This window comes from Sulfitobacter sp. G21635-S1 (assembly GCF_027213915.1).
Classification (GTDB): domain Bacteria; phylum Pseudomonadota; class Alphaproteobacteria; order Rhodobacterales; family Rhodobacteraceae; genus Sulfitobacter.
Genome location: NZ_JAPWGV010000005.1, coordinates 111,043 through 125,341 on the forward strand (window position 1 = coordinate 111,043; position 14,299 = coordinate 125,341).

The following is a 14,299-nucleotide window of genomic DNA, read 5'->3' on the forward strand; positions in this document are numbered from 1 at the left end:
AAAAGAAGGAACCGATATGAAACTGAAAACACCAGATACCCCGAAGGCCGAGGCCTTTACCGATGCCACCGCAGCCGTGGACAGGCTGACAGCACTTTATAATCAGGCAACGGCCTTTCTGCGCGACAGCTTTGAAACCGTGACACAGGCAGCGGAGGATGGCACCCGCATTCGCGCCTATTACCCCGAGGTGCGGTTCACCACCTCAAGCTATGCGCATGTGGACAGCCGGCTTTCGTTTGGCCATGTGTCCTCGCCGGGCACATTTTCGGCAACGATCACGCGGCCGGACCTGTTCCGGCACTACCTGATCCAGCAGATCGGCCTGCTGATCGAGAACCACGGCCAGCCGGTTGTCATCGGCACCTCGGACACGCCGATCCCGATCCATTTCGCTGTCACCTCGGAAACTGCCATCAACCTGCCGCAGGAAGGGGCGGGCAATTTCATCCTGCGCGATGTCTTTGACGTGCCGGACCTGAGCACGACAAACGATGATATCGTGAACGGCACCTTCGTCGAAACCGACGGGGTGCGCCCGCTGGCACCCTTTACCGCGCAGCGCGTGGATTATTCGCTGGCGCGTCTGGCGCATTACACCGCCACGGCCCCCGAACATTTCCAATGCCATGTCATGTTCACCAACTACCAGTTCTACGTGACCGAGTTCGAAGCCTTTGCCCGCGCGCAGCTGAACGACCCGGACAGCGGCTATACCTCCTTTGTCAGCACCGGAAACGTGGAGATCACGGATGGCGACACAGCCATTCCGGATACGATCAAGACGCCGCAGATGCCCACCTATCACCTCAAGCGGGCGGACGGGTCGGGGATCACGCTGGTCAACATCGGTGTCGGCCCGTCCAACGCCAAGACGGCAACCGATCACATCGCGGTGTTGCGGCCCCATGCCTGGCTGATGGTCGGCCATTGCGCCGGGCTGCGCAACACCCAGGCGCTGGGCGATTTCGTGCTGGCCCATGCCTATCTGCGCGAAGACCATGTTCTGGACGATGACCTGCCGATCTGGGTGCCGATCCCGGCGCTGGCGGAAATCCAGATCGCGCTGGAAAAGGCCGTGGCCGAAGTGACCCAGCTTGAAGGCTATGAGCTGAAGCGGATCATGCGGACCGGCACCGTTGCCACCATCGACAACCGCAATTGGGAGCTGCGCGACCAGTCCGGCCCGGTGCAGCGGCTCAGCCAGTCGCGATCCATCGCGCTGGACATGGAAAGCGCGACCATTGCCGCGAACGGTTTCCGGTTCAGGGTGCCCTATGGCACGCTTTTGTGCGTTTCGGACAAGCCGCTGCATGGCGAATTGAAACTGCCCGGTATGGCGTCAGACTTCTACAAGACACAGGTTTCACGGCATCTGATGATCGGAATCCGGGCCATGGAAACGCTGCGAAGCACCCCCCTGGAGCGGATTCACAGCCGGAAATTGCGGTCATTTGACGAAACGGCCTTCCTTTGACGGCGAAAAACCGCGAAAAAGCGAAGAAAATAAGGATTTTCGACCTACAACGCGTTGTGTTGCCCCACAACATACCGTTACATTCTGCACACGAGGCCCCAAATTCGGGCAGTCTAAGGAGATAAGAACATGGCAACCAAACCAATGACAAAGACTCAGCTCGTCGCCGCGCTGGCGGAACAGATGGGTTCTGACAAGAAATCGGCAGGCGCCGCACTGGAAGCAGTCTGCGACCTGATCACCAAGGAAGTGTCCGCAGGCGGCGCAGTGACCCTGCCCGGCGTCGGCAAGATCTATTGCCGCGAACGCCCCGAGCGTATGGTGCGCAACCCCGCCACCGGCGAACAATTCAAGAAAGACGCGGACAAGGTGGTCAAGATGACCATCGCGAAAGCGCTTAAGGACAGCGTGAACGGCTAAGCCGTCACCTTACGCTGACTTGAACAATTGACTGGGCCGCCTTCGGGCGGCTCTTTCAGTTTTCAGGGTCCTGTCGCAGCATGCGATAGAGCATCGGGTGAAACTTCAGCCCCTCGACCTTGGGCGTCTCAGCTTCCTTCAGTGCCTTGGCCGCTGCCTGGAAATGCGCCGGGCTTTCCCATTCGGCGATATTGACCAGTCGGAATGTCGCGCCTTCATCGAGGGCGGTGTGCAGGCTGGTGGCGACATAGCCCGGCTGGGCCTTCATCACATCACGGGCGGCTTCCCACATGGCGACGGTTTCTTCATAGCGCTCTTCGGGCACTTCAAAGACGTTGATGAGTGTAACGGTCTGCTGCGCCATGGCGGCACCTCCTGCGATCAGTATGGCTGTGGTGAGGGCGGGTGGAATCAATCGGAACATGTGATTTCTCCTGATTTGAATAGCATGCTATGTATATTGGCCTGATGGTCTGGTCAAGGATTTTGTATAGCATGCTGTAGAAATTCCGGTTAGGGTCTCCTCATGTCGCACTTCAAGGACCAATCGGCCGGTTATCTGGTCAATCATCTTGCCCGCCTCATGGAGCAGGCGCTGGCCGAAGCGATCAGCCCTCTGGGCCTGTCGCCGGGGCAGTTTCCCACCCTTCTCGCCCTCTGGGAACGGGACGGGCGGACACAGGCTGAACTGGTCCGGGAGGTGGACGTGGAACAGGCGACGCTGGCGCTGACACTCAAACGGATGGAGCGGGACGGGTTGATCCGGCGCAAGCCGAACCCCGATGATTCCCGCTCGCGACTGATCTACCTGACACCCCATGCAAAGGCGTTGGAAGAGCGCGCACTCGCCCTGGCGGCCGGGGTAAACGACCGCGCGCTGGCAGATCTGGATGACAAGGAGGTGCCGCATTTTCTTTCCCTTGCAGCGCGCATGATCCAGACCTTGCGCAAAGGGTCCGATTGATTTCTGGCCATTGCCTTGCCTGATTGTTACAGGATGCACAGGCGCAGGCACACGGTTGCCCTTCCCTGAAGTGATCCGAGGCAGTTACGTAAAGGCAGAACATGGATATTCGCGCAATTCTGGCGGGTCTGGTCTTTGTCGTGATGTGGTCCTCGGCCTTTTCCTCTGCCCGGATCATCGTCGAATATGCATCGCCGCTCTGGGCGCTTTCGGTGCGCTATCTGATTTCCGGCCTGATTGGCGTGGGGATCGCGCTTGCGCTGGGCCAAAGCTGGCGGCTGACCCCGGCGCAATGGCGGGCGACGATTGTTTTCGGTGTCTTGCAGAACGCGACCTACCTTGGCCTGAACTTTGTCGCCATGCAGACCGTCGAAGCGTCTCTGGCCGCGATCATTGCCTCAACCATGCCCCTGTTGGTCGGCTTTGCCGCCTGGGCCTTTCTGGGCGAACGGTTGCGGCCGCTGGGGGTGGCGGGGCTGCTGGCCGGGGTGGTCGGCGTGTTCATCATCATGAGCGCCCGGCTGAGCGGCGGCGTGGACCTGACCGGCGTCCTGCTTTGCGGCCTGGGTGTGATGGCGCTGACGGCAGCAACGCTGCTGGTGCGCGGCGCGACCTCGGGCGGGAATTTCCTGATGATCGTGGGCCTGCAGATGCTGGCGGGCTGTGTTGCGCTGGCGCTGGCGGCGCTGCTGTTCGAGACGCCGCGTCTGGACCCCAGCTGGCCGCTGTTCTTTGCCTTCGTCTATACCTGTTTCGTACCGGGGTTGGCCGCGACGATGATCTGGTTCTGGCTGGTCAATCGACTGGGGGCAACACGGGCGGCGACGTTTCATTTCCTCAACCCGTTCTTCGGGGTCGCCATTGCGGCGCTGCTGCTGTCCGAGCCGCTGGGCGCCAGTGACATCCTGGGTGTCCTGATCGTGGCGCTGGGCATTCTGGCGGTGCAGATTTCGCGCCAAAAAAAGCAATAAGTGTCGTAAGCGGCATCTGCTGTCGCAGATATTATCGCGCCGCGCTCAGGGCCGGGCCCAAGATGAGGCCATGTCGGTTGAACCTGATCCATTGCCGCGTTCCTATGCGTTCTTGTTGATACCCGGCTTTTCAACGCTTGGCTTTGCCTGTGCCTTGGATTGCCTGTCACTTGCCAATCATCACCCTTCGGGCAGGCGGTTCTATTCATGGCGTCTGTTGTCCGAAAAGGGGCAGCCCGTCGCGGCCTATAACGGGGTGCAGGTGAATGTGGATGCGGGGCTGGTCGAACTGGACCGGCGTGAGACGCTGATCGTTTGCGCGGGCGAAAATGCAGGGGCGGGCAGTTCGCGGGCCGTGCTGGACTGGCTGCGGCGCCAAACGCGCAAGGGTATGGATTTCGGGGCCCTGTCCTCCGGCACCTATACGCTGGCGCTGGCGGGGCTGATTGGCGGCAAGCGTGTGACGACCCATTGGGAGTACAAGACCGCCCTGACGGAGATGCTGCCCGATGTCATCATGCAGGACACGCTCTATTCCGTGGATGGCCGGATCTTTACCTCGGCAGGCGGGGCGGCGTCGATGGACATGATGCTGCACCGGGTCCAGGCAGACTATGGAGAGGACCTGGCCGCATGGGTGGCTGACCAAATGGTATATTCCCTGCCGCGCCCGGAAAACCACGCGCAGCGCAGGTCGCTGCAACCCCGTGCAGATGTGCGAAATCCAAAGTTGCTGCTGGCCTTGCAGTTGATGCAGGCAAATCTCGAAGAGCCGCTACGCCCGGACGAGATCGCCGAACTGGTCAAACTGTCGAGCCGCCAGCTGGAGCGGCTGTTCGCGCGGTATCTGAACACGTCGCCCAAGCGCTATTACCTGCAGCTGCGGCTGGAGAAGGCACGCCATCTCTTGCGGCAAACGGGGCTGAGCGTGACGGAAGTCTGCGTGGCCTGCGGTTTCCGGTCGCTTTCGCATTTCTCCAAAAGCTACCGGGCCACATTTGGCATCCCGCCCGGCGCGCAGTCGGTGGACGGCAAGGCGTTCTGGCAGCCCTCCGGTCAGACCTGAGCCGGTCTGATCAGTTCGAAGAAAGGTTGCTGGCCGTGTTCACCACACCAAAGACCGATCCGACCAGCCCAAGAACGGTACGTGTATCGGTCAGGTTCGATTCGGTTGCCAGAACCAGATCGCCGGACTGGATCATGAAGTTCCGCGCCGAGAAAAGACCGTCAGAGGAGGTCAGGTCGATGGTGAAGACCACCCGCTGCTTGCGCGGCCCCCGCACGCCGGCACTGACGGCCGAAGCGGGATACTCCCGCAAGACAAGAATGCCGCGCGGGTCGGCGCGGGCATCGTTGACGCCGCCGATGATGGCCAGGGCATCCAGCGCGGACACCTGGTCGCGGTTGAAGTCGTGCTGCGCCTCGCGCCCGGCGGCACCCAGCGACAGGAAGTAACGCCTGTCAGCCTCGACGATCACCTTGTCACCGCCTTGCAGACGGGTGTCGAGATGGGGGTTTTCGTAAAGCGTGCTGACCGATGTCGCATAGATATTGCTGCCGCGTACCAGCTTCACCTGAGGGTTATCCAGCGCCGCGCTGACACCGCCCCCGGCCGAAATTGCGGCCAGAACGGTGAAATTCTGGTCCGGCAACAGGATATTGCCCGGCTTGCTCACGCCCCCGACAAGGTCGATGGAGTTGCCGCGACCTTCGGCCATCGAAAGCTGCACCTGCGCCGAGGGGACAATCGCCTCAAGCTGTCGCTGGATCAGCTGCCGGGCGCTGTCGGGGGTCCGTCCCGATACCTGCACCTTGCCGATGTAAGGCACGAAGACGGAGCCGCTCTCGGACACGCGGATGTTCGGCAGTGTTGCAACCCGTTGTTCGTTCGAGGTCAGCAGGGAATTGTCGCCGCTGTCCCAGACCAGGATGGCAAGCTCATCTCCGGGGCGGATGATCTGCGCGTTAGAGCCGCGGCTGTTTCCGATCCAGGCATGTCTCTTTTCACCAACGCTGGGCCAGTGCTGCACGCTGGGCAGAAAGGCGCGGGTCACCGGATAGACCGCGATGTCAGAAGTTGGCGAATCCGCATTGCGGGTGATTTCGTTCTGTACGGCAGCGCCGCGCGGAAGTTGGGAGCAGGCGGAAAGTGCCACTGCGAGGAAGACGCCAAAACACCGTTTTACAGTCATGCGCATTATTCTACTCTGCTCACTTCTTGTGATCCCGCAGACCGGGGCTCAATGTTCCCATACGCAATGACGCGGCTGTTGAAAAGCACGGCGGTATAAAAAAGGGTCGCGATTGGATATCTGTTTCGGGCAAGATACCGGCTGTAAGGTACAGGTCAACGATTTCGGGCGGGACGATGCGAAATAGCGGGGTATTGCTGCTTGGGGCATCCGGGCGTCTTGGCAGAATGGTGCAGGCCTTCTGGCCGGCAGAGACGGACCTGATATGTCACAGCAGGACTGTGCGACCGGGATATGTCAGTTTCGACCCGCTTTCGGATGCCGAGGCGCTTTGCGCAGCGATGGAAGGGCGGCGTGCGGTGTTGTGCCTTTCGGGGATCACACCGGCACATGCAGCCGCCAGCGGAAATCCGCTCTCTCTCAATGCGGCATTGGCGCTTGCCGCCGTCCGCGCGGCGGGCCGGGCGGGGGTGCCACGGCTTCTGCTGGCCTCTTCCGCAGCTGTTTACGGCGCCGCCCGGGGTCCACTGAGCGAAGACATAATCTGTGAACCGGCTTCGGAATACGGACAGGCAAAGCTGGAGATGGAAAGGGATGCCTTTGCCACTGCCAGAGACTGCGGTCAGGCGGTGACGATGTTGCGTATCGGCAATGTCGCCGGGGCCGATGCGATCCTTGGCGGCTGGAGGGAGGGCATGCAGCTTGATGTTCTGCCTGACGGGACGACACCCGCGCGCAGCTATATCGGGCCGGCAAGCCTTTCCCGTGCGATACATCGTCTGTGCACCGCGGACGACCTGCCCGGCATTGTGAATGTCGCGGCACCCGGCGTGGTCCATATGGGTGCGCTGCTGGATGCCGCCGGTCGGGCCTGGACTCCCCGCGAAGCCGGACCTGCGGCAATCGCGCGGGTGGAGCTGGAAACGAAGCGACTTGAAAAGCTTGTCGAATTCGCGCCTAACGCGGGACAGGCGCAGGGCCTTGTCGCGGAATGGCGGGCCTACCTGGCGCAACCCGACAGTTCTCAGTGAAGGCGATCGAATGACCTGGCGCAAACGTATTTTCGATCTGTTCTTTGCCTCTTTGCTGGTGGTGATCCTTGGTCCGGTCCTGATCTGGCTGCTGATCTATCTGCTGATCAAGGAAGGCCGCCCGCTGTTCTTTGTGGCGGAGCGGATGAAGGGGCTGGATGAACCGTTCAATCTTTGGAAGCTGAGGACGATGACGGTGGTCGACAGCGATCAGGGCGTGTCCGGGGGCAATAAATCATCCCGGATCACGGAAACGGGTGCCTGGTTGCGGGCCAAGCGGCTGGATGAGTTCCCGCAGCTTTGGAATATCCTCAGGGGGGACCTGAGCTTTGTCGGGCCGCGCCCGCCACTTCGGGAATATGTCGAGCGCTTTCCCGAGATTTATGGCGAGGTACTGAAATCGCGGCCCGGCGTGACCGGCCTGGCCACGATCCGGTTCCACAAGCACGAGGAGCGTCTGCTTGCTCGCTGTGAGACCGCTGCGGAAACCGATGATGTCTACTGCCGAATCTGTGTCCCCAGAAAGGCGCGGCTGGACCTCATTTACCGGGAGAATCAGTCGACGTGTTATGATTTTGACCTGGTATTCCAGACCATCGGTAACTTATTCAGGCGCAAAGGTAGGCCAAAAACCGCCAATAAATAAGGCATTTTGCCTTTATAGGTGCATTTGACGGCAACCTGTTGGAAACCGGACTGTGATTGTTGGCGGAGATCGTGTAATAAAACTCCTGTTTTTGAACAAAAATTTGCCGGGGGATCACCACGCTGCCAATGACGGTCGCGCGCTGTAACCCATGTGTATCTGATATATTTCCACCTGGGTGAGGGCGACTTTAACTCTATGCTGAACCTGATCAAATCCTTTTCCAAGCGCCAGAAGCGCGGCATTTTGCTGACCCTCGATTCCATTCTGGTCGTATTTTCCATCATGTTTGCCATCGTGGCGCAGGCGCTGCCGGGCGGGCTTGTGGCGAACATGATCGCCTATATTCCGGTCCTGCCCTATGTGCTGCTGGTCGGCATCGGCGTTTCCATGTGGCTGGGTGTCTGTGCGATCCAGTTGAACTCCTATGAAACCGCGGCAATCGGGATGACCGGCGTGTTCGCGATGTTCCTCGCCATCACGTCGATTATCGTGTCGAACATTCTGGGTCTTGGCATGCCGCTGGGTGTCCATCTGGTGTTTGGTGCGGCGTTCTTTTCTTCCGTGGTGATCAGCCGGGCGGTCTTGTTGCAGCTGGTGCTGGCGATTTACCGCCGCTCCACTTCGCGGTGCCGGGTTCTGATCTACGGCGCGGGCACCACCGGAACGCAGCTGGTGTCGGCGCTGCGCGGGCATGAGAACATCGAGCCGGTTGCTTTTGTGGATGACAACGCGGCCATTCAGGGCCTCAGCGTGGCGCAGCTGCCGGTGTACAATCCCCTGCGGATTGCCGAGGTCGCGCGGGAAAAGAAAATCGACCGGGTGCTTCTGGCGGTTCCCTCGCTGAGCCTGCCAAAGCAGGCGCAGATTGCCCGCCGGCTCGAAAAGATGGGGCTGGAGGTGCAGACCCTGCCATCCTTTGCCCAGCTTATCGGAGAAGAGGCGCTGGTGGACAAGCTGACACCGCTGTCGGCGCACCGCTTCCTGAACCGGGATGAAGTGGATGACACGATCAGCGAAACCACCGCCTGCTATACGCAGAAGGTGATCCTTGTATCCGGTGCCGGCGGGTCCATCGGCGCAGAACTGTGCCGTCAGGCGCTGGACCGTCGCCCGACAAAGCTGGTTCTTTTCGAACTGAGCGAATTCGCGCTTTACAACGCGGACATGGAACTGCGCCAATTGTCAGAAGGCCGCGCGATCGAGATCGTGCCGGTTCTTGGCTCCATCACCGATGCGCGGCAGGTCCGCAAGGTCATGACGGAGCACAATGTTCAGGTGGTCCTTCATGCGGCAGCCTACAAACATGTTCCGCTGGTCGAGGCCAATCCGCTTTCCGGTCTGGTCAACAATGTCTTCGGGACCCAGACACTGGCCGAACAGGCGGCGAAGGCCGGGGTGGAACGGTTCATCCTGATTTCCAGTGACAAGGCGGTGCGGCCCACCAACATCATGGGGGCTTCCAAGCGGCTGGCCGAACTGGTGATACAGGACATGGCGCGCCGGTCTGCGGCCAAGTCGGGCGGAACGATCTTTTCGATGGTACGCTTTGGCAACGTGCTGGGCTCCTCCGGTTCCGTTGTGCCGCTGTTTCAGGATCAGTTGAGCCGGGGCGGTCCGCTGACGGTGACCGACAAGCTGGTGGAACGGTATTTCATGACCGTTCAGGAGGCGGTGAGGCTGGTTCTGCAGGCAGGTGCCATGGCACAGGGCGGAGAAGTATTCGTGCTGGACATGGGCAAGCCTGTTTCCATCTTTCAGCTTGCCCGCCAGGTCATCGAAAGCGCGGGCTATACCCTGCGTGACGAAGACAACCCGGATGGTGACATCGAGATCGAGTTCACGGGCCTGCGCGCCGGTGAGAAAATGGTCGAGGAGCTGACCCTGTCCGGAGAGCGGTTCCCGACCCAGCATCCCAAGATTTTTGCAACCCGAGAAGAGGGGCTTTCGGAGATCGAGATCGCATCGGCGACCCGGCGCCTGCGCGAAGCTTTCGTTGCATCGAACGAGGACATGGCCCGGGGGGTCGTGATGCGCTGGGTCGAAGGCTATGCCAAACATGCGCGCGAGCGGAAAACCTCCTGAATATGTCGCAGTAATGTCTCTATCCCCTTGTGGCTGTCCCAGCCTGCGGGGGAATGGTTGATTTCTGGGAGTGTGGTTGGCAGAACCAGCTAAGGTGTCTCAGAAAGAGGACAACAGCGTGTCGCAGGTAAACGGGAAAGCCACTACAGGGGCCTGGCGGTCTGCGCCGGTCAGGGGAACCTGCCTTGCGCTCTCCATCTCGGCCGGAATGCTGGCGCAGCCGGTCCTTGCCGATGACACCTATGATATCTTCGCTGTCCCGGATCGGCCGACGCTGAATTTTTACGGCTCTCCCGGTCTGATCGACATGCCGACTGGCGAGGTCCTGCCCGACGGGCAGATCACGGTCGGCGTCTCCAACTTTGGCGGAATCACCCGTACCACGCTGACCTTCCAGGCCACACCGCGCCTTTCGGCCAGTTTCCGGTACGTCGGCATCCAGGACTGGAACACCGACGGCTTTGAAACCTATCGCGACCGCAGTTTCGACCTGCGCTACCAGGTGCGCAAGGAAGGCCGGATCTGGCCCGCCATCACGGTCGGCCTGCAGGATTTCGCGGGCACCGGTATCTATGCCGGCGAATATGTCGTGGCGACCAAGACCTTTGACAATATCGGCAGCATTCCGGGCGCCTTCAAGGTGACGGCAGGTCTGGGCTGGGGCCGGTTGGGCAGCTCAGGCGCCATCGGTGCGCCCTTTGGTGGGCCGCGCCCCGCATTCGACGCCCAAAGCCGCGGGGGCAGCCCGTCTTTCGATCAGTGGTTCCGTGGCGATGCCGCCCCCTTTGCCGGGGTTGAATGGCAGATCAACGACCGTTGGGGGCTGAAGGCGGAATACAGTTCCGATGCCTATGAGGCCGAAACGGTCACGCGCAGTGTCTTTACCCGCAAGTCCCGTTTCAACTTTGGCGCAGAATACCAGTATTCGGACCGGTTGCGGTTCGGGGCTTATTATCTTTACGGTTCGGAATTCGGCTTCAACGCGCAGTTGCAGTTCAACCCGAAACAACCGCCAACCCCGACACGGGTGCTGCCGACCGCTCCGATCGAGCCACGTCCAAGCCGGGCAGCGCAGCCGCAGGCCTATGACACCGCCTGGTCGCAAAACCAGAATGCGGCGCAGACCATGCGTGACAGGCTGAAGCCGGTTCTGGAAGATTACGGGCTGACCCTTGTATCGCTGAAGGTCTCGGCGTCGAGCGCGGAACTGCGGATGCGCAACGGGACCTATCGTGCCATGTCCGTTGCAATCGGGCGCGCTGCGCGGGCGATGGCGCAGGTCCTGCCCGCCTCTGTCGAGACGTTCCGCATCGTGCCGATGCAGGAGGGGCTGGCGCAATCGGCGGTGATCATGCGCCGGTCCGATCTGGAAGCGCTTGAATTTGACCCGCAGGCCGCAGATGCCCTGCTGGCGGTGACCGGATTCGGTGCCGCGACGCCCGATCTGCCGGGTGCGGCGGTCAATGCCGATCTTTATCCCGACTTCTCCTGGTCGTTCGGCCCCTATGCCGATCCGAGTTATTTCGACCCCGACAATCCGGTGCGCGTCGATGCCGGCCTGAGGGCGGATTTCAAGTACCGCCCGGCACCGGGCTGGGAAATCGGCGGTCTGGTCAAACACCGCCTGTTCGGCAACGTCGGTGACAGCGCAAGGCTCAGCAACTCGCAGCTGGCGCGGGTACGGACCGACGGCATCCTTTACGCGCGGGCCGGTGACACCAGCCTTGAGAACCTCTATGTCCTGCGCCGGTGGAAACCCGGCAACGATGTCTATGCCCGGGTGACCGCTGGTTACCTCGAACGGATGTTCGGCGGGATCTCCGCCGAGGTCCTTTGGAAGCCGGTGGCAAGCCGTCTGGCGCTGGGGGTCGAGGCAAATTACGTCAAGCAGCGCGATTACGGCGGCCTGGGTTTCCAAAGCTACGGCGTCGCCACCGGTCATGCCTCGGCCTATTATGATTTTGGCGGTGGTTACCTGGGGCAGGTCGATGTGGGTCGTTACCTGGCAGGTGATGTCGGTGGCACGGTGACCGTGACCCGCGAATTCTCGAACGGCTGGCGCATCGGCGGGTTCTTTACCCTTACAAACGTCTCCTCGGCCGAGTTTGGCGAAGGGTCATTCGACAAGGGCATCAACCTGACCATCCCGGTCAGCTGGTTCCTGGGCACCCCCGGCACGCGGACGGTCAATACCACCATCCGGCCGATCCAGCGGGACGGTGGCGCGCGTCTGAACGTTCCGGGAAGGCTCTATGAACAGGTCCGGTCGGGCCATCGCGATGCAATCGAGAGCGAATGGTCGAGGGTTTGGGAATGATGCGTGCGATCTCTTTGATGGTGATGGTCTCTGCCCTTGCCCTTGCGGGGTGCAGCAGCAACCCCAACGGCGGTGATCCTGCCCTTGCCGCGTCCCGGGCATTGTTCGATTCGATCAAGTCCAGGGCTGCAGGCGCCGGTGCCCCCGCTGGCCCGCCCATTCGTATCGACGTGACCCGCAAGCAGTTGAACCAGACCCCCGGTCCGGTGATGCAGGTGATCCCCGACAATACGCAGGCGCAGGATTTCCTGCGCTTGATTGCCCGCCGCGACGACAGCAATCCCGGCACAATCGAGGTCTGGCAATCGTCGGACGATGCGCAGGTGATCCTGCGCAACGGCGTTCTGGTGGGCACCAAGGGGCTGGGCGGCGACATACGCTCTGCCGAGGCGGAGGCAGCCTTTGCCGGGTTTGACGGGCAGGGTGGGGGCGGTCAGCGCCTGATCACCATCGACCGCACGAACGGGACAGCGCAGACGGTCGCTTTCTCCTGCGACATGATCCAATTGGGGCGCGAAACCATCCAGATCGTGGATCAGCGGATCTCTACCTACCGGATGCGCGAAGATTGTTCCAATGGTCAGGCCAGTTTCACCAATGAGTACTGGGTGGAAACCGGCAGCGGCCGGATGCGCAAGTCCCGGCAATGGGCCGGGCCGACCTTTGGCTATATCGACTTCCTGCGCCTTCAGGGCTGAGCCCTTGTTCTGACGCGGGTTCGGGTGCAGGTTGCGCAGATGGACAACACCCTTCTTTCACTTGGTCACGGCTATTCCGCGCGGGCGCTGGCGGCGCGCCTGATCCCGCAGGGCTGGCGGGTCATCGGCACGACCCGCAGTGCGGAGAAACAGGATGAAATTGCCCGCACCGGTGTGGAACCGCTGTTGTGGCCGGGCACCGATCTGCGCCCGCTTCTGCAAGAGGTCCGGCATGTCCTGGTGTCGGCGGGGCCGGGGCCCGACGGTGACCCGGTGCTGGCAGCACTTGGCCCTGACATCGCGGCAATTGCGCCACGCCTGCGCTGGCTGGGGTATCTGTCGACCACCGGCGTTTACGGCGATCACAAGGGCGCTTGGGTGGACGAGCAGACACCCCTGACCCCCGCCACAAAGCGCGGTCAGGCACGGGTAGAGGCCGAAGCTGCCTGGCAGGCGATCCCTGACCTGCCGCTGCACATTTTCCGGCTGGCGGGGATCTATGGACCGGGCAGGGGGCCCTTTGCCAAGGTGCGCCGTGGCACCGCCCGGCGTATCATCAAAAAGGGGCAGGTGTTTTCGCGTATCCATGTGGAAGACATCGCGCAGGCGCTGGTCCTGTCAATCGCCCGGCCCGATCCGGGCGCGGTCTATAACCTGTGCGACGACGACCCGGCCCCGCCGCAGGACGTGATCGGCCATGCAGCAGAGCTTCTGGGCCTGCCGCTGCCCCCGGCAGAGGATTTCGAGACGGCGGAAATGACGCCCATGGCGCGCAGTTTCTACGCCGAGAGCAAGAAGGTGCGGAACGATCACGCAAAGCAGGCGTTAGGCTGGGACCCCCAATTCCCGAACTACCGCACCGGACTCGCTGCAATGCTCAAGAATGACATCTGATCCTGAAACCGCCGATACAGACGACAAGAACCAAACGCTAAGTCATCTTCTGGACGGCATGGATCATGCTGCGCGCCGCGATACCGTGTCGGTGCAGGATGTGCTGACCGAATTCGGCGACCGCACCATCACGCCCTTCATCCTGCTGATCGGGGTTCTGCTGGTGTCCCCGATCTCCGGCATTCCCGGCATGCCCACCATTGCCGCGTCGATCATCGTGATCATGGCGGTGCAGGCCTTGTCCGGACGCCGCCGCCTGTGGCTGCCCGATTTCCTGCTGCGCCGCACCATCGCGAGCGGCAAGCTGCGCAAGGCCGTTTCCTGGATGCGCAAACCCTGTGCCTTTCTGGACAGGCATTCCCACCAGCGCCTGATGTTCCTGACCCGGGGGCCGATGCGCTGGGTCACTCTGGCGGCCTGCGCCGTGATCCCGCTGGGCTGGCCGCCGCTTGAGGTGCTGCCCATGGTGTCCTCCATCGGCGGCGGAACCGTCGCCCTGCTGGCCTATGGCCTGTACACCAAAGACGGTGTTTACGTGCTTTTGGGCTACATCATGATCGCCATATCGGCGGGTGCCATCCTGTCGTTCTGGCCGTGACGCTTC

The 14,299-nt window shown here is 61.5% G+C and carries 14 protein-coding genes; 12 read left to right on the top strand and 2 right to left on the bottom strand.

All coding sequences use genetic code 11. The annotated features are described in order from the left end of the window. The first annotated feature begins 16 nt into the window (after positions 1 to 16). Positions 17 to 1,477, top strand: coding sequence for an AMP nucleosidase (locus tag O4H53_RS07385; protein ID WP_269362577.1), 1,461 nt, complete (start codon positions 17 to 19; stop codon positions 1,475 to 1,477). 129 nt (positions 1,478 to 1,606) lie between these two features. Further along, positions 1,607 to 1,897, top strand: coding sequence for an HU family DNA-binding protein (locus tag O4H53_RS07390; protein WP_067297928.1), 291 nt, complete (start codon positions 1,607 to 1,609; stop codon positions 1,895 to 1,897). Positions 1,898 to 1,952: 55 nt separating this feature from the next. Here the strand turns inward: O4H53_RS07390 and O4H53_RS07395 are convergent, their stop codons facing one another. Next, positions 1,953 to 2,321, bottom strand: coding sequence for an antibiotic biosynthesis monooxygenase family protein (locus O4H53_RS07395; RefSeq protein WP_269362578.1), 369 nt, complete (start codon positions 2,319 to 2,321; stop codon positions 1,953 to 1,955). A 102-nt stretch (positions 2,322 to 2,423) separates the two neighbouring features. Between O4H53_RS07395 and O4H53_RS07400 the strand changes: the two genes are divergently transcribed. From O4H53_RS07400 to O4H53_RS07410, 3 genes are all read left to right on the top strand, one after another. Continuing rightward, complete coding sequence (locus O4H53_RS07400) at positions 2,424 to 2,861, top strand: MarR family winged helix-turn-helix transcriptional regulator (RefSeq protein WP_269362580.1); 438 nt, start codon at positions 2,424 to 2,426, stop codon at positions 2,859 to 2,861. A gap of 101 nt (positions 2,862 to 2,962) precedes the next feature. Beyond that, positions 2,963 to 3,832: a DMT family transporter gene (locus O4H53_RS07405; protein WP_114273869.1), complete on the top strand. Its 870-nt coding sequence runs from the start codon at positions 2,963 to 2,965 to the stop codon at positions 3,830 to 3,832. A gap of 70 nt (positions 3,833 to 3,902) precedes the next feature. Then, entirely contained in the window at positions 3,903 to 4,898 is a 996-nt protein-coding gene (locus O4H53_RS07410; RefSeq protein WP_269362581.1) for a GlxA family transcriptional regulator, read from the top strand. 10 nt (positions 4,899 to 4,908) lie between these two features. Here the strand turns inward: O4H53_RS07410 and O4H53_RS07415 are convergent, their stop codons facing one another. Further along, the gene (locus O4H53_RS07415; RefSeq protein ID WP_269362583.1) at positions 4,909 to 6,024 is read right to left on the bottom strand and encodes a polysaccharide biosynthesis/export family protein; all 1,116 of its coding nucleotides are present in this window, start codon (positions 6,022 to 6,024) and stop codon (positions 4,909 to 4,911) included. Between the two features lie 176 nt (positions 6,025 to 6,200). Between O4H53_RS07415 and O4H53_RS07420 the strand changes: the two genes are divergently transcribed. From O4H53_RS07420 to O4H53_RS07450, 7 genes are all read left to right on the top strand, one after another. Further along, on the top strand, positions 6,201 to 7,055 hold the full coding sequence (locus O4H53_RS07420; RefSeq protein ID WP_331284226.1) for an NAD-dependent epimerase/dehydratase family protein: 855 nt from the start codon (positions 6,201 to 6,203) through the stop codon (positions 7,053 to 7,055). Between the two features lie 10 nt (positions 7,056 to 7,065). After that, positions 7,066 to 7,701 carry a sugar transferase gene (locus tag O4H53_RS07425; protein WP_269362585.1) on the top strand — a complete coding sequence of 212 codons (636 nt, stop codon included), beginning with the start codon at positions 7,066 to 7,068 and terminating at the stop codon, positions 7,699 to 7,701. 198 nt (positions 7,702 to 7,899) lie between these two features. Next, entirely contained in the window at positions 7,900 to 9,786 is a 1,887-nt protein-coding gene (locus tag O4H53_RS07430) for a polysaccharide biosynthesis protein (RefSeq protein ID WP_269362587.1), read from the top strand. A 118-nt stretch (positions 9,787 to 9,904) separates the two neighbouring features. Next, positions 9,905 to 12,103 carry a YjbH domain-containing protein gene (locus O4H53_RS07435; RefSeq protein ID WP_269362589.1) on the top strand — a complete coding sequence of 733 codons (2,199 nt, stop codon included), beginning with the start codon at positions 9,905 to 9,907 and terminating at the stop codon, positions 12,101 to 12,103. Further along, positions 12,100 to 12,801, top strand: coding sequence for a YjbF family lipoprotein (locus O4H53_RS07440; protein ID WP_269362591.1), 702 nt, complete (start codon positions 12,100 to 12,102; stop codon positions 12,799 to 12,801). The genes O4H53_RS07435 and O4H53_RS07440 overlap by 4 nt, the downstream gene beginning before the upstream one ends. Positions 12,802 to 12,840: 39 nt before the next feature. Beyond that, complete coding sequence (locus tag O4H53_RS07445) at positions 12,841 to 13,695, top strand: SDR family oxidoreductase (protein WP_269362593.1); 855 nt, start codon at positions 12,841 to 12,843, stop codon at positions 13,693 to 13,695. Next, positions 13,685 to 14,293 (top strand): exopolysaccharide biosynthesis protein, encoded by a 609-nt coding sequence (locus O4H53_RS07450; protein WP_269362594.1) that lies wholly within the window; start codon positions 13,685 to 13,687, stop codon positions 14,291 to 14,293. The genes O4H53_RS07445 and O4H53_RS07450 overlap by 11 nt, the downstream gene beginning before the upstream one ends. Positions 14,294 to 14,299: the final 6 nt, after the last annotated feature.